General features: G+C 67.4%; 17 protein-coding genes and 3 pseudogenes. 12 read left to right on the forward strand and 8 right to left on the reverse strand.

Annotated elements, in window-relative coordinates:
- Nucleotides 1-64: 64 nt before the first annotated feature.
- Nucleotides 65-1,339, reverse strand: coding sequence for an extracellular solute-binding protein (locus tag Q8A52_RS37405; protein WP_316759940.1), 1,275 nt, complete (start codon nt 1,337-1,339; stop codon nt 65-67).
- A 432-nt stretch (nt 1,340-1,771) separates the two neighbouring features.
- On the opposite strand from Q8A52_RS37405, the gene Q8A52_RS37410 reads away from it, so the two are divergent.
- Entirely contained in the window at nt 1,772-2,806 is a 1,035-nt protein-coding gene (locus tag Q8A52_RS37410) for a LacI family DNA-binding transcriptional regulator (RefSeq protein WP_316759942.1), read from the forward strand.
- Between the two features lie 161 nt (nt 2,807-2,967).
- On the forward strand, nt 2,968-3,831 hold the full coding sequence (locus tag Q8A52_RS37415) for a phosphatase PAP2 family protein (RefSeq protein ID WP_316759944.1): 864 nt from the start codon (nt 2,968-2,970) through the stop codon (nt 3,829-3,831).
- A 785-nt stretch (nt 3,832-4,616) separates the two neighbouring features.
- On the opposite strand, the gene Q8A52_RS37420 is transcribed toward Q8A52_RS37415, so the two are convergent.
- Nucleotides 4,617-7,613 carry a bifunctional [glutamine synthetase] adenylyltransferase/[glutamine synthetase]-adenylyl-L-tyrosine phosphorylase gene (locus Q8A52_RS37420; RefSeq protein ID WP_316759946.1) on the reverse strand — a complete coding sequence of 999 codons (2,997 nt, stop codon included), beginning with the start codon at nt 7,611-7,613 and terminating at the stop codon, nt 4,617-4,619.
- 483 nt (nt 7,614-8,096) lie between these two features.
- On the opposite strand from Q8A52_RS37420, the pseudogene Q8A52_RS37430 reads away from it, so the two are divergent.
- The 3 genes and pseudogenes from Q8A52_RS37430 (at nt 8,097) to Q8A52_RS37440 (ending at nt 9,986) form a co-directional block, all read left to right on the forward strand.
- A pseudogene (locus Q8A52_RS37430) lies at nt 8,097-8,851 on the forward strand (TolB-like translocation protein).
- A gap of 66 nt (nt 8,852-8,917) precedes the next feature.
- Nucleotides 8,918-9,526 carry a hypothetical protein gene (locus tag Q8A52_RS37435; protein WP_316759949.1) on the forward strand — a complete coding sequence of 203 codons (609 nt, stop codon included), beginning with the start codon at nt 8,918-8,920 and terminating at the stop codon, nt 9,524-9,526.
- 1 nt (nt 9,527) lies between these two features.
- Nucleotides 9,528-9,986, forward strand: coding sequence for a toll/interleukin-1 receptor domain-containing protein (locus Q8A52_RS37440; RefSeq protein ID WP_316759951.1), 459 nt, complete (start codon nt 9,528-9,530; stop codon nt 9,984-9,986).
- Here Q8A52_RS37440 and Q8A52_RS49270 read toward each other — a convergent pair.
- The 4 genes and pseudogenes from Q8A52_RS49270 to Q8A52_RS37455 form a co-directional block, all read right to left on the reverse strand.
- Nucleotides 9,946-10,032 (reverse strand): annotated as a pseudogene (locus tag Q8A52_RS49270) (glutamine synthetase); the annotation flags it as partial. The gene Q8A52_RS37440 and the pseudogene Q8A52_RS49270 sit on opposite strands and share 41 nt — an antisense overlap.
- 209 nt (nt 10,033-10,241) lie before the next feature.
- On the reverse strand, nt 10,242-12,686 hold the full coding sequence (locus Q8A52_RS37445; protein WP_316759954.1) for a DUF6185 family protein: 2,445 nt from the start codon (nt 12,684-12,686) through the stop codon (nt 10,242-10,244).
- A gap of 86 nt (nt 12,687-12,772) precedes the next feature.
- On the reverse strand, nt 12,773-13,153 hold the full coding sequence (locus Q8A52_RS37450) for a hypothetical protein (RefSeq protein ID WP_316759955.1): 381 nt from the start codon (nt 13,151-13,153) through the stop codon (nt 12,773-12,775).
- Between the two features lie 124 nt (nt 13,154-13,277).
- Nucleotides 13,278-13,466 (reverse strand): hypothetical protein, encoded by a 189-nt coding sequence (locus tag Q8A52_RS37455; RefSeq protein WP_316759958.1) that lies wholly within the window; start codon nt 13,464-13,466, stop codon nt 13,278-13,280.
- An 851-nt stretch (nt 13,467-14,317) separates the two neighbouring features.
- Between Q8A52_RS37455 and Q8A52_RS37460 the strand changes: the two genes are divergently transcribed.
- From Q8A52_RS37460 to Q8A52_RS49275, 3 genes and pseudogenes are all read left to right on the forward strand, one after another.
- The gene (locus tag Q8A52_RS37460; RefSeq protein WP_316759961.1) at nt 14,318-14,938 is read left to right on the forward strand and encodes a hypothetical protein; all 621 of its coding nucleotides are present in this window, start codon (nt 14,318-14,320) and stop codon (nt 14,936-14,938) included.
- 31 nt (nt 14,939-14,969) lie between these two features.
- Complete coding sequence (locus tag Q8A52_RS37465) at nt 14,970-15,386, forward strand: hypothetical protein (protein ID WP_316759963.1); 417 nt, start codon at nt 14,970-14,972, stop codon at nt 15,384-15,386.
- A gap of 310 nt (nt 15,387-15,696) precedes the next feature.
- Nucleotides 15,697-16,446, forward strand: a pseudogene (locus Q8A52_RS49275) (helix-turn-helix domain-containing protein); the annotation flags it as partial.
- Nucleotides 16,447-16,521: 75 nt separating this feature from the next.
- Here the strand turns inward: Q8A52_RS49275 and Q8A52_RS37480 are convergent.
- Nucleotides 16,522-17,883, reverse strand: a complete 1,362-nt coding sequence (locus Q8A52_RS37480) for a glutamine synthetase family protein (RefSeq protein ID WP_316759965.1) — start codon at nt 17,881-17,883, stop codon at nt 16,522-16,524.
- Nucleotides 17,884-18,186: 303 nt separating this feature from the next.
- On the opposite strand from Q8A52_RS37480, the gene Q8A52_RS37485 reads away from it, so the two are divergent.
- Entirely contained in the window at nt 18,187-19,374 is a 1,188-nt protein-coding gene (locus tag Q8A52_RS37485; RefSeq protein ID WP_316759967.1) for a globin domain-containing protein, read from the forward strand.
- Here the strand turns inward: Q8A52_RS37485 and Q8A52_RS37490 are convergent.
- On the reverse strand, nt 19,371-19,805 hold the full coding sequence (locus Q8A52_RS37490; protein WP_316759971.1) for an Rrf2 family transcriptional regulator: 435 nt from the start codon (nt 19,803-19,805) through the stop codon (nt 19,371-19,373). The genes Q8A52_RS37485 and Q8A52_RS37490 overlap by 4 nt on opposite strands.
- Nucleotides 19,806-19,947: 142 nt before the next feature.
- Between Q8A52_RS37490 and Q8A52_RS37495 the strand changes: the two genes are divergently transcribed.
- From Q8A52_RS37495 to Q8A52_RS37505, 3 genes are all read left to right on the forward strand, one after another.
- On the forward strand, nt 19,948-20,619 hold the full coding sequence (locus tag Q8A52_RS37495; protein WP_316759974.1) for a DUF3105 domain-containing protein: 672 nt from the start codon (nt 19,948-19,950) through the stop codon (nt 20,617-20,619).
- A complete protein-coding gene (locus Q8A52_RS37500) occupies nt 20,616-21,242 on the forward strand; it encodes a DUF305 domain-containing protein (protein WP_316759977.1) in 627 nt (208 codons plus the stop codon). The genes Q8A52_RS37495 and Q8A52_RS37500 overlap by 4 nt, the downstream gene beginning before the upstream one ends.
- A gap of 209 nt (nt 21,243-21,451) precedes the next feature.
- The gene (locus tag Q8A52_RS37505; protein ID WP_316759979.1) at nt 21,452-23,392 is read left to right on the forward strand and encodes a S53 family peptidase; all 1,941 of its coding nucleotides are present in this window, start codon (nt 21,452-21,454) and stop codon (nt 23,390-23,392) included.
- Nucleotides 23,393-23,482 lie beyond the last annotated feature (90 nt).

Genomic DNA, 23,482 nt, shown 5'->3' on the forward strand with positions numbered 1-23,482 from the left:
ACGGCCGGTGGCCGCCGGATCTCTCCCCCCATATTTCTAGGGCGATCCGGCGGCCACAGGGGGCTTACTTGCTGAAGTCCGGAACCAGCTTCTGGATCGCGAGCTCAACGTTGCTCAGGCCCTTGTCCAGGGACTCCTTGCCACCGGCGATCTTGGGCAGCTCGGTGTCCAGCGGGCCCCACAGGGAGCTGTACTCGGGCAGCGCGGGACGCGGCTGGGCGGCGGCGAGGACCGTGCCGTAGCCGGCGATGCCCGGGTCGGCCTTGACCTGGTCGGTGTAGGCGTCGTCACGGGTGGGCAGCGTGGAGTTCTTCAGGGCGATGGTCGACTGGGACTTCGCCGAGGTCATGAAGTTGACGAACTTCAGCGCGGCGGCCTGGTGGGCCTTGTCGGAGCCGGCGTAGACCGAGAGGTTGTGGCCGCCGGTCGGGGCGCCCGCCTTGCCGGAGGAGCCGGCCGGGACGGTGGCGATGCCCAGGTTGGACTTGTCCTTGAAGGCAGCGCCCTTGTAGAAGTTCGTGATCTCCCAGGGGCCCTGGATGATCGCGGCGACCTTGCCGTTGACGAACGCGTCCTGGATGTGGGCGTAGGCGTCAGCGGTGGTGTCGGCCTTGTGCAGGCCCTTGCCGGAGAAGAGGCCCAGCCAGGTGCCGTACGCCTTCTTGGCGGCGTCGGAGTTGACCGTGATCTTCTTGGCGGAGGCGTCGACGGTGTCGGTGCCCTCGCCGTAGAGGAAGGACTGGGCGTAGTAGGCCTGGGTGGAGCCCCAGTAGCCGTCGACGCCGGCCTTGGCCTTGACCTTCGCGGCGTCGGACTTCAGCTCGTCCCAGGTCTTGGGGGCCTCGGTGATGCCGGCCTTCTTGAAGAGCGCCTTGTTGTAGACGAGCGCGAGGGTGTCGGTGACGATCGGCACGCCGTACGTCTTGCCCTCGTACTGCGCCTGCGTGATCAGGTTGGACTTGAACTTGTCCTTGTCCGCGAGGGCGTCGGTGCCGTCCAGCGGCAGGAAGTAGCCCTTCTTGGCGAAGGCCGGGGTCCAGCCGACCTCGGAGCGCAGCACGTCCGGGGCGCCCTTGGAGCCCGCGGCGGTGTCGAACTTGTTCTGCGCCTGGTCGAAGGGCACGTTGACGTACTTGACCTTGATGTTCTTGTTGGCGGCCTCGAAGTCCTTGATCAAGGCCTGGTACGTCGGTGCCTCATTCGTGGCGTTGGACGTGTCCCACCAGGTGATGGTGACAGGGCCGTCCGACTTGTCACTGCCGCTGTCGCTCCCGCCGCACGCCGTCGCCGTGAGGGCGAGGGACGCCACCAGCGCGGAGGCCGCTATGCCACGCCGCATGAGTTCTCCTTGAGGGTTAAAGCCCGAGTGGTGCAGAGAGCGGTCCCGTCCGCCGCTCCTGCGACTTGCCGACTGCGCCTTTGCGGCCGCCGGGCGTCGAGAACGTAACAGCGATGTAAGCGTTGCGAAAGACCTTGCAGAAAAAAAGTGCAAGAGAACACGAGGGTTACCCCGCCGTGACCTCGACCAGACCCCGCCGTAACCGTGTTACCCAGCCGATCAGCGGGTAGGGGCACACTTGTGCAAGACTCTGCAAGCTCTTGCCATGGCTTTCCGAGACAGGAATCATCCCTTGCGGAACGGACGCCGACCAGCCGACCAGAAGGACGAGGGAGCGCGATGACGCAGCAACCCGCAGCGGGCCGTGGGACCGCTCGCGCACGGCGTCCCATTGGTGTGCAAGGCGAGATTCGGCCGGTACAGTCCGGTGCCGTGACCACACGGCTTGCCGATATCGCAGCGCAGGCGGGGGTGAGCGAAGCGACCGTAAGCCGCGTCCTCAATGGGAAGCCGGGCGTCGCCGCCACCACCCGCCAGTCCGTGCTGGCCGCGCTGGACGTGCTCGGTTACGAGCGTCCGGTACGGCTGCGACAGCGCAGCGAGGGCCTGGTGGGCCTGATAACGCCCGAGCTGGAGAACCCGATATTCCCGGCGCTGGCCCAGGTCATCGGCCAGGCGCTGACCCGGCAGGGCTACACGCCGATTCTGGCCACGCAGACGCCGGGCGGGTCGACGGAGGACGAGCTCACCGAGATGCTCGTCGACCGCGGGGTCGCCGGGATCATCTATGTCTCCGGGCTGCACGCGGACACCACCGCCGACATGCAGCGCTATGAGCGGCTGCGGGCGCAGGGTGTGCCGTTCGTGCTGGTCGACGGCTTCTCGCCGAAGGTGCAGGCCCCGTTCATCTCCCCGGACGACCGGGCGGCGATGACGCTGGCCGTGACGCACCTCGCCTCCCTGGGTCACACCCGCATCGGTCTCGCCCTGGGGCCGAAGCGGTTCGTGCCGGTGCAGCGCAAGATCGAGGGCTTCGTGCGCGCCATGCAGGACCAGGTGGGGCTGAGCGCCGAGGTGATCGAGGCGGAGCTCGTCCAGCACTCGCTGTACACCCTGGAGGGCGGTCAGGCGGCCGCCACGGCGCTCATCGAGCGCGGCTGCACGGCGGTCGTCTGCGCCAGCGACATGATGGCTCTGGGCGCGATACGGGCGGCCCGGCAGCGGGGTCTGGAAGTGCCCCGGGACGTCTCGGTGGTGGGCTTCGACGACTCCCCGCTGATCGCCTTCACCGATCCGCCGCTCACCACGGTCCGCAAGCCGGTGCCGGCGATGGGGCAGGCCGCGGTGCGCACGCTGCTGGAGGAGATCGGGGGGACGCCCGCCCCGCACAGCGAGTTCGTCTTCATGCCGGAGCTGGTGGTGCGCGGTTCGACCGCTTCGGCCCCCGGGGAGCGCAATCGTCCCTGATTCCTGAACCGGCCTCGAATCGTCCTTGAGGGGGAGAAATCCCCCATTTCGCACACTGCGCTGGTAGGAGGCCCGGGCGTCGTCCTGCCGTAGAACGTGCGGCAGGAACCCGACCTTGGGATGATCGGTCGGACAAGCCTTTTCTGGCAGACTTTGTGCCTATGAGTGACTCGACCGTGACAGAGCCGGAAGGTCGCGAGCAGGTGGCCGTTCCGCAGGCCGTCACGGGCGAGGGCGAACAGGGTTTCCTCCGTCGGTTGCGCACTGTGCGGCGGCCCCGTATCTGGTTCGAGGTCCTGCTGATCGCGGTGAGTTACTGGACGTACTCGCTCATCCGCAACGCGGTTCCGGAGCAACGGGGTGCGGCGCTGCGCAACGCCGACTGGCTCTGGAGGACCGAGCACCAGCTGGGGATCGCCGTCGAGGAGTCGGTCAACCACGCCGTGAACTCGGCGTCTTGGCTGATCGTGGGCATGAACTACTACTACGCGACGCTGCACTTCGTGGTGACGCTGGGTGTGCTGGTGTGGCTCTACCGCAGCCATCCGGGGCGCTACGCGGCGACGCGACTGGTGTTGTTCGCGACGACGGGCGTGGCCCTGGTCGGTTACTACCTGTATCCGCTCGCCCCGCCCCGGTTGATGAACGGCGGCCACTTCGTCGACACCGTGATGGTCCACCACACCTGGGGTTCGATGGCCTCGGGGGATCTGAAGCACATGTCGAACCAGTACGCCGCGATGCCGTCCATGCACATCGGCTGGTCGCTGTGGTGCGGCCTGACGATCTTCGCGCTGGCCAAAACCCCATGGGTCCGCGTCCTGGGCATGCTTTACCCGGCGACCACCCTCCTCGTCATCGTCGCCACCGCCAACCACTTCTGGCTGGACGCGGTGGGCGGCATCCTCTGCCTCACCTTCGGCTTCACGGTGGCTGGCCTGTGGTACGGCACCCTGCCGTACGCGCTGCCGCGCGTGGCGCCGGGGAGACGCAGGGTGGGCACGCTCCTGCCGAACAAGGCGTGATCGCTGCGGGGCTCGGCCGAGGGTTCAGCGGCTTGGGCGCGGGCCGGGGGCGATGGTGGGGCCGTTGGGGGGCAGTGAGGGTTCTCCTGGGCGTGACACCGCCACTCACGGGAGGGGTTCGCACGGGTGGGCACCGCCGGGCGGCGGCCGCGGGGGTTCGGCCTAGTACGGCACCGCCGGTCGACGCCGTGGTGGCTGAGCGCCGCGGCCGCGGGGGTGAGCGGTGGTGTTCTTGCGGCTGGGGGGCGGCGGATTCTGGTCGGCGGCGTAGCAATGTGCGGCTCGGCCGAGGAGGAGCGCCGCGGCGGCCGATTTCTGGTGGGCGGCGGTGTTCTTGCGGCTGCGGGGTTGTTGCCGACCGCGGGCACACGGTGGCAGCGGACGTCAGTGGCCGACCGCGGAGCAGCCTGGCGGCAGGCTGTGGCCGCCACTGCGCCGCGCGGCGGCCACAGCACCTTCACGGCGGTCCGCGGCCCGCGGTCGTCGCGGCAGTGCGCGAGCGGCGCGGCAGTCCAGGCGGGCAGTTGCGCCCGACCCATGGGACCGCCGGTTCCAGCAGCCGCCGCAGCGGTGGCGCCGGTCGCGGCGGTGGCAAGCGGCGGTTTCACCGCGTACCCGCACCACCACGGCTTTCACACGCCTCCCGAGCCCCCACGGCGGTGACGCCCCGCTCCCAACCGCCACGGCTGAACAGCCACGGCTGCCGTCGGCCCATGCCTCGAACCCCGGCCTCCGCAGCTCCAGGCCCCCGCGACCCCGCGCCCCCCTGCCGAACCGCAGGAGGCTCACGCTCCGTAGAAGAGCTCTTCCACTACCGCCCGTGCCCGCCGCGTCGTGCGGCGGTATGCGTCGAGCATGTCGCCCGCGTGGCCGGGCCCGTAGCCGAGGTAGCGGCCGACCGCGGCCAGTTCGCGGCGTTCCGAGGGGAACGTGTCGCCGGCTCGGCCGCGGACCAGCATGACGGCGTTGCGGACGCGGGTGGCGAGGACCCAGGCCTCGTCCAGGATCGCCGCGTCCTCGGTGGAGATCAGGTCCGCCGCACAGGCGGCGGCCAGCGCCTCGCGGGTGCGCGTGGTGCGCAGGCCGGGTTCCGCCCAGCCGTGCCGGAGCTGAAGCAGCTGCACGGTCCACTCGACGTCGGAGAGGCCGCCGGGGCCGAGCTTGGTGTGGAGCTTGGGGTCGGCGCCGCGGGGGAGGCGCTCGGACTCCATGCGGGCCTTCAGGCGCCGGATCTCGCGGACCGCCTCGTCGCCGAGGCCCTCCGCCGGGTAGCGCAGGGGGTCGATGAGCTCCATGAAGCGGCCGGCCAGCTCCCCGTCCCCGGCGACCGGCTCGGCCCGCAGGAGCGCCTGCGACTCCCAGACCAGGGACCAGCGGCGGTAGTAGGCGTCGTACGACTTCAGGGTCCGTACGAGCGGGCCCGACTTGCCCTCCGGGCGCAGGTCCGCGTCGATGAGGAGGGGCGGGTCGGCGCTGGGGATCTGGAGCAGGCGGCGCATCTCGGAGACGACTTTGTTGGCCGCGTCCGCGGCCTCCCGTTCCTCGACGCCCTCCCGCGGCTCGTGCACGAACAGGACGTCGGCGTCGGAGCCGTATCCCAGTTCGTTGCCGCCGAACCGGCCCATGCCGATGATCGCGAAGCGGGTGGGCAGGGTGTCGCCCCAGCCGTCGCGGACCACGGCCCGCAGCGTGCCCGCGAGCGTCGCCGCCGTGAGGTCGGAGATCGCGGTGCCGACGCGGTCGACCAACGCTCCCTGGTCGGGCTCGGCGGGCTTCGTCTCGGTGCCGTAGGAGTCGACGATGTCCGCGGCGGCCGTACGGAACAGCTCCCGGCGGCGCACGCCACGGGCGGCCGTGACGGCCTGCTCCACGTTCTCGGCGCGGCCGACCGCGGCGAGTATCTCCTGCTCCAGGTGTGCGCGTCCGCGTGGTTCCAGCCCGCTGCCGCCGTCCCCGTCGCCGAGCAGGGCGACCGCCTCGGGGGCCCGCATCAGCAGGTCGGGGGCGAGGCGGCCGGCGGACAGGACGCGGGCGAGGTTCTCGGCCGCGGCCCCCTCGTCGCGCAGCAGCCGCAGATACCAGGGGGTCTTGCCGAGCGCGTCGGACACCTTGCGGAAGTTCAGCAGGCCCGCGTCGGGGTCGGCGGAGTCCGCGAACCAGCCCAGCAGGACCGGCAGCAGGGTGCGCTGGATGGCCGCCTTGCGGGTGACGCCCGAGGCCAGCGCCTCCAGGTGGCGCAGGGCCGCGGCGGGGTCGGCGTAACCGAGGGCGACCAGACGTTCGCGGGCCGCCTCGGGGCTCAACCGGGCCTCGCCGGGGGCGAGCTGGGCGACGGCGTCGAGCAGCGGGCGGTAGAAGAGCTTCTCGTGCAGGCGCCGTACGACACCCGTGTGCCGCTTCCACTCCCGGGTCAGCTCGGCCACCGGGTCGGCACGCAGCCCCAGGGAGCGGCCCAGGCGGCGCAGGTCGGCCTCCTCCTCGGGGACGAGGTGGGTGCGGCGCAGCCGGTAGAGCTGGATGCGGTGCTCCATGGAGCGCAGGAAGCGGTAGGCCTCGTCGAGCTGGACGGCGTCGGACCGGCCGACGTAGCCGCCCTCGGCCAGGGCCCGGAGGGCGTCCAGGGTGGTGCCGCTGCGCAGCGCGGCGTCGGACCGGGCGTGCACCAGCTGCAGCAGCTGGACGGCGAATTCGACGTCCCGCAGACCGCCGGGGCCCAGCTTCAGCTCGCGCTCGATCTCGGCGGCGGGGATGTTCTCGACGACGCGGCGGCGCATCTTCTGCACGTCGGCGACGAAGTTCTCGCGCTCCGCGGCCTTCCAGACCAGGGGGTCGAGCGCGGCGATGTAGTCCTGCCCGAGTTCGATGTCGCCGGCCACCGGGCGGGCCTTGAGCAGCGCCTGGAACTCCCAGGTCTTGGCCCAGCGCTGGTAGTAGGCGAGGTGGCTGCTGAGGGTGCGGACGAGCGGGCCGTTGCGGCCCTCGGGGCGCAGATTGGCGTCCACGGGCCAGATGGAGCCCTCGACCGTCGTCTCCGAGCAGATCCGCATCATGTGCGAGGCCAGTTTGGTGGCGGAGCGCAGCGCCTTGCCCTCGTCGCCGCCGTCCAGGGCCTCGCCGACGAAGATCACGTCCACGTCGGAGACATAGTTCAGCTCGTGGCCGCCGCACTTGCCCATCGCGATCACCGCGAGCCGGCACTGGGCCGCGTCGCCGGGGGCGGCGGCCTCGGCGATGCCGAGGGCGGCGCGCAGGGTGGCGGTGGCGAGGTCGGCGAGCTCGGCGGCGGTCTCGGCGACGCCGGTGGTGCCGCACACGTCACGGGCGACGATGGACAGCAGGCAGCGGCGGTAGGCGACGCGCAGGGAGAGCGGGTCGGTCGCCCCGGCCAGGCCCCGCTCGAACTCCTCCACCCCGGGGTGGAGGTCGCGCGGCTCGTAGGTGACGAGCGCCTCCCAGTCGCGGGGGTGCCGGGCGAGGTGGTCGGCAAGGGCGGCGGAGGCGCCGAGGACGCCGAGCAGACGGTCGCGCAGGGGCTTGGCCGCTATCAGGGTGTCCAGCAGCTCGCGGTGGGCCGTGGGGCCGGGCTGGGCCTCCAGGAGCCGTACGAGGCCGTGCAGGGCGAGGTCCGGGTCGGCGGTGGCACCCAGTGCCTCCAGGAGGACCGGGTCGTCGCGGACCGCGGAGAGTTCAGTGCCGTCCAGGAGCCGCTCGGCCGCCGACGGGTCGGTGAAGCCGTGCCGCAGCAGCCGAGTGAAGGTACTGCTCCTGCGCCCCGGCGTCATCCGCGGCCTCCCCTCGGATCAAGGTCGTCCTGGGCCGAGCCTAACCGGAGAGTCCGGCACCGGCTCCAAAGCGGTCGGCGATGGATTCCGTCGTCGTGCGGGGGCCTCACCGGTGGGGTACTCCAGCCCGGACGCCGCCGCACCCGCCTGGTCCGCGGTGGCGGAGCTGTTCCGGATCTCCACCGTACGGCCGGACGGGCGACCGCACCCGGCCCCGCTGCCCGCGGTCCGGGCGAACGGGGCGCCGCGCTTCTGCAAGGCCTCTAGGAGCGCAAGGCGCGCAATCTGGAGCATGCCCCGGACGTCGTCCTGGCAACCGGCACGGACACCTGGGACAAGGGCTGCGACGTTGGGTTCCCGGTGAGCTTCTGCGTGGCAGTGCTCGGCGTACCGGTGCTCGTGCTGTTCGTGCCGGGCGGCCGGGACCGCAAGCCCGCGGACACCGCGCGCCACCGTGCTCGCCGCCGTCGCCCTCGTTCCCGCATCCTCGTCCTGCTGTCGGCCGTCGTCGTCCTGGCGGCGGTGGCGCCGGCCTGCGTCCCGCACGCGTCGGCGCGGGCGGACCGCCGCAACCACACCCGGTCCGGCGGCCCGAAGGTCACGTCGGGGCGGGTGACCCTGACGGCACCGGGCCGCATGGTCTTCCGCAACATGGCGTGGCGCCCGCACCGCGACGAACTCACCACGGTCCCGGCATCGGACCCGTCCGGCCCGCGCACCATGTCGGGCGTCAAGTGCCTGCGTTGCCACGCCGGTTCGGGCACGGGCGTGTGCCTCCAGGCGCTGCACGGCCCGGTCTCGGACACCTGGCGCGGCGATCCTGGACGCCTCGCTGCACATGAAGGCCCACTACGAGGTCCCGGGCATCCCCTCGCGTGCCCGGGTGTCGCCGTCCGGTCCCTTCGCCGCGTGGACGGCGTTCGGCGGCGACTCGTACGCGGGCACGAACTTCTCGACCCGCACGGCGATCGTGGACACCCGTGCGGTCACCACCCTCCACGCCAACGTCGAGTGCCCGTCCCGCTCCCCCGACGGCGCCCCCATCGCCTACAAGGAGCGGATGAAGGTCCTGCCTGAGGACGCCCCTTGGCATCTGTACGTCCTCGACCTGCGCACGATGCGCGAGACTCCGCCGGCCGAGCCACGGCGCGGACCTGTACGAGATCCCGGCGAACGGCACCGAAACCCCACACCGCATCAGCACGGCGGCGGTGTCCCCGGCATACCTCACGCGGTGATCTACCCAAGCTCCGGAATACGGGTCTACGGTATGTCTGTCGCTCCGGGCGATTACAGGGGGTTCATTGCTCGAAGACCCGTGGGGGATCGCCACCCTCGTCTTCCTCGCCACCATAATCGCATCGGCGGCCGCACTGGCCTTGAAGACGAAACCCCGATTCCCGGTGAAGACGGCCGGCTCGGCCACGAATGAAGATCCGTTCTCCGACGCCATGTTCATCGACGATGAATTAGGGAATTGGCTGAGAAGTCACTACGAACGGACCTGTCCCGTCCTGAGGGTCTGGCAGCGCAGGGCATGGATCTACGGCTGGATGCACTACTACGCGGTCACCTGGACCACTCTTATTTCGCTCTCGCTCCCCTTCCTCATCCCGTACAGCTCCCACGGCTTCTACCAGAAGGTCTTCACCCAGGTGGTTTCGGCTTTCGGAGCGACGGTGTACGGAATGCACGAGGCTTTCAAGATCCGCGACAACTACGTCAGATTTCGAATGCACGAATCGAACGTCTACACCCTGATCCGGCGCATGAAGGACGCGCCGGAGACGTTCGGAGAATCGAACCAAGAGATCATCAGGCGCTATGCACGCGAAGTGGAAGCGGTCCGCGAACAGGCCCGCGCCGACGAACTGGGAAACGTGGCGAAGATCACCAAGATGGACCGCGGTTGAGATGACGGAATCCATCACTGCTTTCATCAGCTACCCGCGGGCACTCGAACGAATTGCCGCCGAAATCGCAGGCGTACTGCGAGCCAATGGGTACAGCATCTGGATCGACGTAAAAGACTTCAGAAAAGAAATGGACGCACATTCGCAGCTGAGGAGGGCGATCGAGGACTGCGACTACTTTCTCTCGATCGTTCCACTCGCCGGCGAGCAGTCGTACTGGGTCAGATTCGAGAACTCGATTGCCGCACGGACGTGCACCGTCCTGGCCGACTCCTGCTTCTTTCGCGGAAATCGGCTCGAGGTCCGACGAAAGGAAGGGGTCGAGACCCGGCATCCGGACGATGTGATGCTCGACCTACTGAAGCAGATGCAGACGGGGGGCCGGCGGTGCGTGACCGTCGGCCCCCCGTCCGCCCGCCCTACAGCACCGGCAGATTCTTCCGCAGCTCGAACGCCGTGACCTCGGAGCGGTACTCCTCCCACTCCTGGCGCTTGTTGCGCAGGAAGTGATGCCGGGTCAGGCTGAGCTTACGCGATCGACGTCGGCGCTGCGCTGACCTGTGTTCGAAGGGCCGTCATTGGTCGTTGGTGGCCGCTGTGGGCCACCCTTCGACGGCCCGGAGACGGCCCGACCCTCGGCCCTACGTCCACGCCGTGTTGCCCTGCCCTGATGTGCGACGGGACGGCAGCGAGGGCGCGGTCAGTGAGCCAGCAGTCACTTTCGCGTTGTGATGCTCTGCCAGATGGTCACCATGGCCACCAACTGCGCGATCAAGAAGGCAACCTGCCCGGAGAAGCCACGCACCTCGTAGAGCGATGTCAGCAGGCCGAGGCGTTTCGTCCCATACAGCCGTTCACGACTGAACGTGTCGGTATCCATCCACATGCTGGTCATTGTCAGCACCGTGAGCATCAGGACGACCTTCAGGACTTCCAGGCCCAGTTCCCTGGGGTTTTCACTGACGCTGTGCACGGCAACGACAAGGATGGCGATGAGCCAGGCGATGAACAGACTGAAGGCCCGCATGGGGCCGTGTTCTCCAGGGAGTACGCGCCACAACGCCCCGAGGACCAGCCCCGAACCGGCGAAGGCGATCTCCTGCGTCAAGAACTTCCCGACCGTGTCCGGAATCCCCGTTGGTGAGTTGAATGTGAACGTCCAATTCTGGGCGCCGTATACATACCGGTACCAGGCGATGACCATACTGGGAAGTATTCCGAACACCGATGCCCAACGCGCGCCAATGAGGGCGTTGTTCCACCAACGCCGACCGGGCCCCCAGCACAGGGCGACGTCTACCACAGATACCGCGTCCGGTAGGCAATCGTGGCTACATCCGGTGGGCCGCCAGTGGTGCAGTGAGCGGAGTTGCTTCTCGAGATTTCGTCTCGTGCCGTCCTCGGTATTTCCCTGATCGACCACACGCAGTCGGCGGACCAGATCGCGGAAGCGATGGGCATATTCCGTCAGTAGTTGGTACCCCGCCGGGCTGCTCAGCTCCGCCACAATGCATTTCATCCCTGCTTTTCTTCCCACTCGCCCCAGCACCGACCATCGACTCCCTGCCTTCACCACGACATACAGAACGATCATATTCAGAGGAAGCCAGAGACCATACACTGATCCAAATGCCCCTCCGAACTCGGCTCCCCTCAAGGGCACGACGATAGCGAAGACGGCAGTCACCAGCACCAGATCCCACCCCTGCGGCCCAAGACTTTCCGGATTGGTCCGAGAGCTGCTGTGGAGGAGTGCCACAAGTGCGAAACCCGAGAGTACCCAAGTGTAGGAGTACAGCCATGCGGTGCCGCTCGATGCGAAATTCGTGAATTGCTGACTCAGTACGCCCAAGTGGTCGACGCCGAAAAGATCCCGACCTTCCCCAAGCCAGTCGGCGCGATGCCACCTATCCTCAAAGGTGCGGTAGCGGAAGAATATCACCGCAGCTGCGACCACGGCGAGTGCGACTCCGATTGCAGCCATACGCCGGAGGGGATACTCAGGCCCCCTTCCGGCCATGGATTCACCCAGCCTGCCCTCTCGTGCAAACCGCCAGGCCCATGCGGCGATGGCGGTTAGCCACATCCACAGCATGGATAGGTCCAACACGACCAAGCCAGCAATTCCTAGAGCCGGCGGCCGAGCCGCCGGCTTCAAACTCGGCGACAGGCCGAAGAGATCGGGAGTTCCGATCACCAGCAGGCTGATCGCTGCAGCTACCGCTGCAACTGCCGACACGGCGACGACCACCGCGCGCCTCTTCATCCCTTTGTGACTGTTGTCTGAGCCCTGAGCCAATGGGAGCCATGGCCGCGCGAGGAGCACGAGAGTCAGGCCCGACAAAATTCCGATGAGGGGGCGCCAGGCGTCTAGCCTGAAGATCCCGAGCAGCAGTAACAATGCCAATCCGAGGGCCGCACTCAGTCCGGCCCACTGCAGAACAGTGGCGGCCAACACACTGACGGCGGCCTTCTCTGGGTTGCCACCCTTTTTCCTGCGGTCAAGGAAAGGCCATGCCGAAACGGCGATCACGGCCGAGGCACAGACCCACCAGGAGACGATAAACAGAGACCTGAGCCTGGCATTATCGCTCAGCGCCAGGGACTTTGGCGGCACTACACCGACCTTGACATTCAGGCCCTGGCCGATCCAAATCCTGGTGCCGCTTTCCTTTTCCGTTTCCCAATCTCCGAGAGCGTCGCTAATTCCCAGACCGCCCGGATCTATCCTGATATCCTTCCATGAGGCTCTTCTCAGGGCATCCGGCAAGTGAAGGGCCACCGTCCACGCCTGGCCCGGTTCAACGTTGACCTTCCATGGACCCACTTGGAAATCACCAGGAGTACTGATGAGATTCCAGGACTCGTATCGCACCATGACGCGGTCTTTTTGCTCGGTAACTTGGGAGCCGGGAGGTCGCCACTCTGGATTCCATGCGTCAAAATCTTGTTCACTATCCCCGCCCAGCAGGCGCCGCATGGCTTCTTTACACTTTGGGGAGTCTGCGCTGAGGGCGAGGTCGTGTGCGTTCTTCCACGATTTCGGCACCTCGATGCATGTTACCTGTCGCACCTCGACGAACCTGGCATGCCGCTTGAATACCAGCTGGGAATTGGCGTTGATCTCCTTGGAATTTCCAATCGCCGAGCAGTCACCCATTTCGCGGGCGTATGCGTGTGTCGGTTGCACTGCCCACCACCCGAGGGTCGCGACCGCGAGCAGAATCCACCACCATCCCCGGGAATTCATTTCCGAGGCGGACATCCGCTGTAGGGGTCGCACACCAGGACGACCTCGTAGGGGTCGCCGGCGAACTCGGCTCGGCGTGGGTGGTGGACGCCGGGTAGGAAACGCCACTGGGAGGGCTTCTTGTGCCTGGTCTGGCTCGCTTTCTCCACGTGGGTGTGGAGGGTGCGTGCCTCCGTATCGGTTGTCTCGACCAGGATCTCGTCCACAGCCAGAGAGAAGTGGTCGTGCAGCAGGCACAGGCCGAAGCGCTCCAGGTTGCCGTGCTTTTCCAGGACCGCGACCAGATCCTGAACGAACGCCCAGTCATGAGGCCCGAGAGGCTCGGCCTCTTCGAACCGGGGGAGAGAGGATCTCAGGCTCTTCTTCTGGATGCTCACGACTACCTCCACGGATCACTCAAAGTATCGACACGATTACCGTAAGTGGCCAATTGTTGGCCCGCAACAGATGCAGATGGGCTGATGGGTGGCAACGCTGTACGAGGCGCCACTGACAACGCTGCTACGGCCAGCTGGCAAGCGCCTCGCCCGCCTCTTTGTCTACGAGGGCAATGTGCGCACCGGGCAGGCTGCCGTACTCACCAACCCACGACCGGAACTTGCGGTTTGCCAAGACGCGGTCGCTCCACCAGCCGTGCATGAACGGCCGGCCATCGATGGTCAGGATCAGGTGGTAACGCTGCTCATCCACGACGGTCGTCCCGAAAGTCTCCGTCGGTGAGGATTGTCAGATCCACCCCGACCGCTTCGTATGACCGTCGACCAGTTACTGCAGGAGCAGCAGGTCGACGTGCATCACCAGCCTATGAGCGCCACAGGTAACCCGCATGCGCCCTGAATCGACCCAGACCGCACGCTGGCGCCATGGCCTCTGGAAGCCCATTTGCCTATCGCGCGCGACCGCTTGTTGCGCACGGAAGTGACGTTGGCCCGGAGCAACCTCGGGCGATCGTCGTCGGGGCAGCACTGCCCTGTGATCGGGTGGCCGTCGTTGGTCGTTGTTGGCTGCTGTGGGCCGCCCTTTGACGGCCCACGGACGGCCCGGAGGCACCGCCGATCCCTGCCCCCTACGGTCTGGTACGCAGGCAAGCATGAGTGCTCCCAGAGCACTGGATCAGGCGCCGCGACCCCACACCCACGCCGGTCGTAGATCGTGGCCACCGGAATGACCACGGGTTCTGTCCAATCATGCGTAACCGCTGGCGTGTCAGTCACAAGCCGTGGAGACTGTATCGACGTACAGTGCGCACGTTGCTCGTCATCAGTGGCACGCGCGCCTGCACTCAGGGGGGTGGAGTGGACGTTCACGTAATTCTTATCGCGTTCGGTTTTTGGTATGTGCTCGCGCTCCCCTTTCTCCGTGAATCCCTGGCGCCCTCATTAGACCTGGGCCACCTACCGCACATTTTTTCCTGGTTCAGATATGAGCTAGCCCCCCCTTATGATCGCCCTCTAGCGATCACCATAATCGAAGATCGACGCCGAGCACAAATCGAAACACTTCTGAAATTTGCTGAATTCAGCTCCAAAAGAAGTAGGCGCGTGGCAGAGGTTTCCCTCTTTTGGAGTGTGAGGCCTTCCGACATCATCCCTTCTCAAGATCCCATTCCGGTGACCGACGAAGCCCTGATGCACAAACTTGCTCACGTTTACTCTGTCATTGAGGCACAAGAATTGGAGCTTGCAGCTACTCATTTCAGAAGCTTGGGCATATTAAACGACACCCAAGTGACAGGGTTGGCTGAGGCGGTATTTCAATTCAAGCCATACCTGGGCGCCGGGCACCGCCATGAGATTCGATATATAATTCAATGGTGGCTGGAAGCCAACGATAGCCCGAAGCCATCTAAGCGCAATCTTCGGGAGATAAAGTACGCAATCCGAGGGTTCCGCCCCGTTGGACTTTACTACTCAGACGAGACTCAATTCGAGGTCCCGGAAAGCGGAAGCGCCATTCCAATGGATGGAAACCGCGACCCGTCGATTCATGGTAAGGCCGATGGTGACCTCTTGGACATCGGATCCGACCGCGGCACCCCTGCCGCTGCCGCCAAAATGGTTGAGGGGCTCGACCTGTTGTTTCGTCGGCTAGGCCCTCCGCCTGAGAACTCCACATTGCAGGCATCAGCCACATCTTCGGATGGGGGCGGTTATGGCGGTTAACGATCCCACTGATGCAGCTGAGCGACTACCAGTGACCGGCATAGAAATCGCTACAGAGTGGGCAAAACTTCCCCCCGAGCATCTACAGGTCGCCCTCAAGGCTCTAAATCCTCAGCTCGAAAGGGAACATCTGGCGAGAATCGAACAGATGCGAATATCGGCCCAAAACACCCAGTGCCTACGCCAATTCAGAATCCAAGTTTACAGCCTGTGGGCCGGGTTCTTCCTTTCTCTGGTGATGCTGGGGGCTGCAGTTTTTGTAGGGGTGAATAACCAGCCCTGGCTGGCACTTGGTTTCAGTGGCCCATCTCTGCTTGCTTTGACAAAAATATTTGTGCTCAGGCGTTCTGATTCCTACGATATGCGCGCGATGGTCAGCTCGCAGCGTGCCGCTTCATCGCTTATCCCCCCTGACACGACAGGTGGATCCCAAGCAGGTATCCCATAGCTTATCGATGGGCGAATTCCAGGCGCCTGCCCCATAGGCGAGCCAGCCTCGCGAGGGGCGCCTTTCGCCAACAATTGGGAATTTTATCGACTCCCCATTGACAGCACGTCCAACCCGGTAATCTTTAGGTCGATTCGGGACGGATCACGGATCACGGATCACGGATCGCCGATCACCGTTAACCACTTGAGCCTGACTTTCATCACAGCTCGTTTGCAGGGACCCTGACATTCTGTCCGGGTCCCTGCGCTACATGCCCATCATCCTTGTTCCAGCCTCGGACGAGCAGGCCAACTACCTACCCACTCACCGGATCTGTACCGTGAGACGGGCCCCCAACCCCCGGAGGAGGCAGCACGTAATGCGCGGTCTCGGAGATCACCTCAGCATCGGTGAACGCATCGCGTTCTACCGCAAGCGTCGTGGCCAAACGCAAGAGGTGCTCGCCGGTCTGGTCGGGCGCAGTACCGACTGGCTTGCGAAGATCGAGACGGGGCGCCGGAAGCCTCCCCGGATCGACATGCTCGCGGAGTTGTCGCGCATCCTGCGCGTGCCCCTCGGGGACTTGCTCGGCCAGACGGTGCTGATGGAGGACGAGAAGCAGCAGGACGACGTTCCGGCCGTGCGCGACGCACTCATGAGCCCGCGTCGGCTGTCCCGCCTGCTCTTCGGCCCCGAGGCTGAGACGCAGCTCCCCACGCCGGCGCCCGTGGCCATGCGTGTGGAGCAAGCATGGAACGACTACCAGGGTGGGCGTCTCGGCAGCGTCATCGTCGCGGCTGAGGTGATCCCCGAACCGAAGCCAGGCGAGCGTCACCAGGCTGCCCGCGAACACGGTATGCACGCCCTCCGGCACTTCTACGCTTCCGTGCTGCTGGACGCCGGCGAGAATGTCAAAGCGCTGAGTGCCTTCCTCGGACACAACGATCCGGGGTTCACGCTCCGGGTCTACACGCACTTCATGCCGAGCAGCGACGCACGAGCCCGGAAGGCCGTGGACAGCCTGTACGAGGGCACTGTTCCGGGGCCGGACGGCCCACAGACGGCCCAGGGCCAGTGAGGCACCATGGGGCCGACGGTCCATGACCGTCGGCCCCATGCGTCGCTACAGCGGGAAACCCGCGCTGACCGGCGCCTACAGCACCGGCAGATTCTTCCGCAGCTCGAACGCCGTGACCTCCGAGCGGTACTCCTCCCACTCCTGGCGCTTGTTGCGCAGGAAGAAGTCGAAGACGTGCTCGCCGAGGGTTTCGGCGACCAGGTCGCTGGCCTCCATGAGGGTCAGGGCCTCGCCGAGGTTCTGCGGGAGGGGCTCGATGCCCATCGCGCGGCGCTCGGCGTTGGAGAGGGCCCAGACGTCGTCCTCGGCGCCGGGCGGGAGCTCGTAGCCCTCCTCGATGCCCTTCAGGCCCGCCGCCAGCAGCAGGGCGTAGGCGAGGTACGGGTTCGCGCCGGAGTCGATGGAGCGGACCTCGATGCGCGCCGAGCCGGTCTTGCCGGGCTTGTACATGGGCACGCGGACCAGGGCCGAGCGGTTGTTGTGACCCCAGCAGATGTACGAGGGAGCCTCACCGCCCGCGCCCGCCGTGCGCTCGGAGCCGCCCCAGATGCGCTTGTAGGAGTTGACCCACTGGTTGGTGACGGCGGAGATCTCCGCGGCGTGCTTGAGCAGGCCCGCGATGAAGGAGCGGCCGACCTTGGAGAGCTGGTACTCGGCGCCGGACTCGTAGAACGCGTTGCGGTCGCCCTCGAAGAGGGACAGGTGGGTGTGCATGCCGGAGCCGGGGTGCTCGGAGAAGGGCTTCGGCATGAAGGTCGCCTGGACGCCCTGCTCGAGTGCCACCTGCTTCATGACCAGGCGGAACGTCATGATGTTGTCCGCCGTGGACAGGGCGTCGGCGTAGCGCAGGTCGATCTCCTGCTGGCCCGGAGCGCCCTCGTGGTGGGAGAACTCGACCGAGATGCCCATCGACTCCAGCATCGTGATGGCCTGGCGGCGGAAGTCCATGCCGATGTTCTGGGGGGTGTGGTCGAAGTAGCCGGAGTTGTCGGCGGGCGTCGGGCGCGTGCCGTCCAGCGGGCGGTCCTTCAGCAGGAAGAACTCGATCTCGGGGTGGGTGTAGAAGGTGAAGCCCAGGTCGGAGGTGCGGGCGAGGGCGCGCTTGAGGACGTAGCGCGGGTCCGCGAAGGACGGGGAGCCGTCCGGCATGAGGATGTCGCAGAACATGCGGGCGGTGCCGGGGGCCTCGGCGCGCCACGGCAGGACCTGGAAGGTGGACGGGTCCGGCTTGGCGATCATGTCGGACTCGTACACGCGGGCGAAGCCCTCGATGGCGGAGCCGTCGAAGCCGATGCCCTCGTCGAAGGCCTGCTCCAGCTCGGCGGGGGCCACGGCCACGGACTTGAGGAAGCCCAGCACGTCGGTGAACCACAGGCGCACGAACCGGATGTCGCGCTCCTCCAACGTCCGGAGCACGAACTCCTGCTGCTTGTCCATCTTCCGATTCCCCATCCTTGCTGGTCAGGCCGCCCTCCCCGGATCCCGCCGGGAGGCGGTCGGGCACCTGAGCATCACACCACAACACCATTTCACGCGCGTTGCGGACCATGAGCGCCCGGCCGACCTCGGCCTGAACGCGTCGCGTCCGGCAGGTGTACTGCTCTGCCGCCCATCTTGCCTGCTCGCAGCGACAGAAGTAATGGCCGGACGGCTTCCCCTCACCCCCGCTTTAATTTGCATCCAAGATGCAAGTTTTAATGGCTGACGACCACAGCCCACCCTCAGGAACCGAGGAACCCGATGCTGTCCGAGCAGTCCGCCGCCACCGTCCGTGCCACCCTTCCCGCCGTCGGCGCCGCCATCGGCGAGATCACCGAGCGCTTCTACGCCGGACTCTTCACCGCCCACCCCGAACTGCTGCGCGACCTGTTCAACCGGGGCAACCAGGCCGCCGGCACCCAGCGCCAGGCCCTGGCGGGGTCCATCGCGGCCTTCGCCACGCACCTCGTCGAGCACCCCGACCGGCGGCCCGACGCGATGCTGGGCCGCATCGCCCACAAGCACGCCTCGCTCGGCGTCGCGCCCGAGCAGTACCCGGTCGTCCACGAGCACCTCTTCGCCGCCATCGCCGAGGTCCTCGGCGAGGCCGTCACGCCCGAGGTCGCGGCCGCCTGGGACGAGGTCTACTGGCTGATGGCGAACGCCCTGATCGCCATCGAGCGGCGGCTGTACGAGGAGAGCGCCGACGAGACCGGGTGGCGCGAGTGGGAGGTCGTCGAGCGGGTCGCGGAGACCGCGGACGTCATCAGCCTCCTGCTGCGGCCGGTGGGCGGCGGGCCGGTGCGCGGCTTCCGGGCGGGCCAGTACGTCTCCGTGCGCGTCATCCTCCCCGACGGCGCCCGCCAGATACGGCAGTACAGCCTCTCCGGGGCGCCCGGCGCCAGCGTGCGGCAGATCAGCGTGAAGCGGGTGTCCGGCGGTACGACCCCCGAGGGCGAGGTCTCGAACCACCTGCACGCGCGCGTGCAGGCGGGAAGCGTGCTGGAGCTGTCCGCCCCGTACGGCGACCTGGTCCTGGACGACGTCACGGACACCCCGCTGCTGCTCGCCTCCGCCGGTATCGGCGTGACCCCGATGATCGCGATGCTGGCTCAGCTGGCGGAGGACGGTCACCGCGCCCCGGTCACCGTCGTGCACGGCGACCGCTCCCCCGCCGACCACGCGCTGCGCAACGACCACGAGGCGTACGCCGCCAAGCTGACCGATGCGGCCGTGCACTTCTTCTACGAGCAGGGCGCCGAGCCGGCCGACCGCTCGGGGCTCGTCGACCTCACGGCCCTGCCGGTGGCGCCCGGCACGCGCGCGTACCTGTGCGGTCCGCTGCCGTTCATGCGCGCGGTGCGGGCCCAGCTGATCGAGCAGGGCGTGGCCCCGGCCGACATCCACTACGAGGTGTTCGGCCCCGACCTCTGGCTGGCGCAGAACTAGGGACGCGAGGAGATCCCCAGCAGCAGCGGGCCGGTCGGCTCCGCGACCATCTCCTCCAGCGTGACCGGGTCCAGCGCCGTGTAGAACGCCTCCTGGGCCCGGCGCAGCGCGCCGCGCAGCCGGCAGCCGGAGTTGAGGGGACAGGGCGAGGCCCCCTCGCATTCGACGACCTCGCCGTCCCCCTCGAAGGTGCGCACCACGGCCCCGACAGATGCCCTCCGCCCCTTCTCGCTGAGCGCGAGACCGCCGCCCCGGCCGCGCCGGGCGTCGACGAGGCCGAGGTGCTGGAGCTCGGCCACCACCTTCGCGGCGTGCGTGTACGGCACGTCCATGTCCGCCGCGACCTGGCGCGTCGTGGGGGTGGACGCACCGGCCACGGCGAGCCGCATCAGGAGACGCAGGGCGAGGTCGGTGGAGCGCAGCAGCCGCATACCCGCAGCGTAAATAATGCGCATTCGGCGTTCAAATATTCTTTCCCATGCCCTCCCTACGGCCGGGCGCCCCTCCCCCATTACGATCAGTGAGCCCGACCGTCCCGTCGTTCCGGCCCTTTCCCCCAGAAGGACAACAGCCATGGGTTCCGCCAAGGACAGCAACACCGCCGCGCGCAAGGCGCGCATCGAGGAGATGCGGCGCGCCGAGCAGGCTCGCGAGCGCCGCAACCGGGTGCTCACCATCGCCGCGAGCGTGGTGGTGGTCGCCGGTCTCGTCGTCGGCGGTGTGGTGCTCGTGAACTCGCAGAAGGACAGCGACAGCGCGTCGAGCGACGCGAAGGGCTCCGGGGACTCGGGCCACTTCACCACGGGCAAGGACGGGGTGCAGACCTGGTCCGGCAAGCTGTCCCGGACCCATGTCACCGCGTCCGTGAAGTACCCGATGCACCCGCCGGTGGGCGGCAACCACAACCCGGTCTGGCTCAACTGCAACGGTGACGTCTACACCTCGGCCGTGAAGGACGAGAACGCCGTGCACTCGCTGGAGCACGGCGCGGTCTGGGTGACGTACACCAGCAAGGCGAAGAAGGCCGACGTCGACGCGCTCGCGGCCAAGGTGAAGAAGACGCCGTACACACTGATGAGCCCGTACGAGAACCAGGCGGCGCCGCTCGTTCTCTCGGCGTGGGGCCACCAGCTCACGGTGCAGAGCGCCGACGACCCGGGCGTCGACAAGTTCTTCTCCACCTACGTCCAGGGCAAGCAGACGCCCGAGCCGGGCGCCTCGTGCACCGGCGGGACGATGAAGTGAGGCGGCACATCGGCTGGATCGCGGGCGCCGCGGCGGCCGTGCTCGTCGCCGCCGGCGCGATCACCTACGCGGTCGCCGAGGACGGGGACTCGGGGGCAGGGACCCCGGACGCCGACTCGGCGGACGCCGGGTTCGCGCGGGACATGGCGGTCCACCACCAGCAGGCCGTCGAGATGTCGTACATCGTGCGCGACCGTACGACGAACGAGGAAGTTCGCCGGCTTGCCTACGACATCGCGCAGACGCAGGCCAACCAGCGCGGCATGCTGCTGGGCTGGCTGGACCTGTGGGAGCTGCCGAAGGTGTCGGCCGAACCGCCGATGACCTGGATGGGCATGGGCGACATGGCCTCCGGCAAGGACGGCGCGCTGATGCCGGGCATGGCGACGAACGCCGACCTGAAGAAGCTCGGCACACTCAGCGGCAAGCAGGCCGAGATCTTCTATCTCCAGTTGATGACGGACCATCACAAGGGCGGCATCCACATGGCCGAGGGGTGTGTTGCCAAATGCACCGTCGGTGTGGAGAAGAAGCTCGCGCAGGGCATGGTCGACGCGCAGCAGTCCGAGATCCAGCTGATGGCCGACATGTTGAAGGAGCGGGGCGCAAAGCCGCGTTCGTAACAAGGCCATCAGGGCGAAAGCCGCAATTCACCCTGGATGACGGTTCCTTGGGGTTCTCTTGACTTTTGCGTTCCCCTGGCATGAACGGTTCATCGAAAGAGTGGCCACCATCGTGTGATCCATTCGCGGGCCGAACCGCCGCGGGCCTGCGCCCGGATCCACGACGTACCGACCACTACATGCATGCGAACCGCATCGCAGGGGGTTCTATGAGATCCAACCGCGCCAAGGTGCGCGCCGGTGTGAGCATGGCAGCGACACTGCCCATGATCGCCGGTGCGCTGGCGCTCGGCATACCCGCGGCGCACGCCGCGGACAACCCGGGCCGAGACGCCCTCGCGGGCACCAAGCCCGCCTGGGCCACCACCAAGGCGGACAAGGGCGCCACCTCGAACAGCGCCCAGGTCTCCGCCCGGGTGTACCTCTCCGGCCGGAACGCGGCCGGCCTCGCCGCCTATGCCAAGGCGGTGTCCGACCCGAGCTCGAAGTCGTACGGCAAGTACCTGAGCGCCAAGCAGACGCAGTCCCGCTTCGGTGCGACCAAGGCCCAGGTGGCCGCCGTCAAGTCCTGGCTCAAGTCGTCGGGCCTCACGGTCACGAAGGTCACGCAGCACTACATCGCCGTCACCGGTGACGTGTCCGCCGCCGAGAAGGCGTTCGGCACCCAGCTGCACAACTACACCAAGGGCTCGAAGACCTACCACGCGCCGTCGAAGACGGCCTCCGTGCCGGAGAGCCTCAAGGGCGCCGTCCTGACCGTCACCGGCCTGGACAACGCGCCGCACAAGGCGACCCACAACGACCAGCTGCCTCCGCCGGACGCGGTGTTCAAGAACTCCGGGCCGTTCTCCTCGTACTACGGCTCGAACATCGCGACCACGCTGCCGGACGCGTACGGCACGAAGATCCCGTACGCCGTCAAGGGCTACACCGGCAAGCAGCTGCGCGCCGCCTACGGCGCCGGCACGTACACCGGCAAGGGCGTCCGCGTCGCCATCACGGACGCGTACGCCTCGCCGACCATCGCCTTCGACGCCGCCACCTACGCGAACAAGCACGGTGACGCTGCGTGGAAGACCGGTCAGCTGAGCCAGGTGCTGCCGAAGAACTACACGAAGACCAAGGAGTGCGGCGCGGCCGGCTGGTACGGCGAGGAGACCCTCGACGTCGAGGCCGTGCACGCGGTCGCGCCGGACGCCAACGTGACCTACGTGGGCGCCGGTTCCTGCTACGACGACGATCTGCTCGACTCGCTCAGCAAGGTCGTCGACAACCACCTGGCCGACATCGTCTCCAACTCCTGGGGCGACATCGAGGCCAACCAGACGCCGGACCTCGCGGCCGCGTACGACCAGGTCTTCCAGTTCGGCGCGGTGCAGGGCATCGGCTTCTACTTCTCCTCCGGTGACAACGGCGACGAGGTCGCCAACACCGGTACGAAGCAGGTCGACACCCCGGCCAACTCGGCGTGGGTGACCGCGGTCGGCGGTACCTCGCTGGCCGTCGGCAAGGGCGACACGTACATGTGGGAGACCGGCTGGGGCACCGACAAGGCGACCCTGTCGGCCGACGGCAAGAGCTGGACCGGCTTCCCCGGCGCCTTCACCTCGGGCGCGGGCGGCGGCACCAGCAAGACCGTGCCGCAGCCGTACTACCAGAAGAACGTCGTCCCGAAGGCGCTGGCCACGGCCAACAACGCCGCCGGCAACCGCGTCGTCCCGGACATCGCGGCCATCGCCGACCCGAACACCGGCTTCAAGGTCGGCCAGACCCAGACCTTCCCGGACGGCACCGAGCAGTACAGCGAGTACCGCATCGGCGGCACCTCGCTGGCCGCCCCGGTGATCGCGGCGGTCCAGGCGCTGGCCCAGGAGGCCCGGGGCGGCAAGGCGATCGGCTTCGCCAACCCGGCGATCTACGCCAAGTACGGGACGAAGGCGTACCACGACGTCACGGACAACCCGACGGGCTCCGGCCTCGCCGTGGCGCGGGTCGACTTCGTGAACGGCCTCGACGCCAGCGGCGGGCTCGCGACCTCGGTCCGCAGCCTCGGCAAGGACAGCTCGCTGTCCGCGGTGAAGGGCTACGACGACGTGACCGGCGTGGGCTCGCCCGCGAACGGCTACGTCTCGTCGTACCGTCGCCACTGATCCGCTGACGCGGTAGGTGCGACCAGGGGGCGTGGGGTGCTCGACACCCCGCGCCCCCAATCGCGTCGCTCTGACGATTACACTGGGCGC

It is taken from the genome of Streptomyces herbicida, assembly GCF_032656585.1.
Classification (GTDB): Bacteria; Actinomycetota; Actinomycetes; order Streptomycetales; family Streptomycetaceae; genus Streptomyces; species Streptomyces herbicida.

Excerpts from the sequence above, each read along its gene's own strand:
- Q8A52_RS37485 (WP_316759967.1), top strand. The coding sequence starts at position 18,187 with ATGCTGTCCGAGCAGTCCGCCGCCACCGTCCGTGCCACCCTTCCCGCC.
- Q8A52_RS37480 (WP_316759965.1), bottom strand. The coding sequence starts at position 17,883 with ATGGACAAGCAGCAGGAGTTCGTGCTCCGGACGTTGGAGGAGCGCGAC.
- Q8A52_RS37505 (WP_316759979.1), top strand. The coding sequence starts at position 21,452 with ATGAGATCCAACCGCGCCAAGGTGCGCGCCGGTGTGAGCATGGCAGCG.
- Q8A52_RS37445 (WP_316759954.1), bottom strand. The coding sequence starts at position 12,686 with ATGGGTGACTGCTCGGCGATTGGAAATTCCAAGGAGATCAACGCCAAT.
- Q8A52_RS37415 (WP_316759944.1), top strand. The coding sequence starts at position 2,968 with ATGAGTGACTCGACCGTGACAGAGCCGGAAGGTCGCGAGCAGGTGGCC.
- Q8A52_RS37495 (WP_316759974.1), top strand. The coding sequence starts at position 19,948 with ATGGGTTCCGCCAAGGACAGCAACACCGCCGCGCGCAAGGCGCGCATC.
- Q8A52_RS37405 (WP_316759940.1), bottom strand. The coding sequence starts at position 1,339 with ATGCGGCGTGGCATAGCGGCCTCCGCGCTGGTGGCGTCCCTCGCCCTC.
- Q8A52_RS37490 (WP_316759971.1), bottom strand. The coding sequence starts at position 19,805 with ATGCGGCTGCTGCGCTCCACCGACCTCGCCCTGCGTCTCCTGATGCGG.
- Q8A52_RS37440 (WP_316759951.1), top strand. The coding sequence starts at position 9,528 with ATGACGGAATCCATCACTGCTTTCATCAGCTACCCGCGGGCACTCGAA.
- Q8A52_RS37420 (WP_316759946.1), bottom strand. The coding sequence starts at position 7,613 with ATGACGCCGGGGCGCAGGAGCAGTACCTTCACTCGGCTGCTGCGGCAC.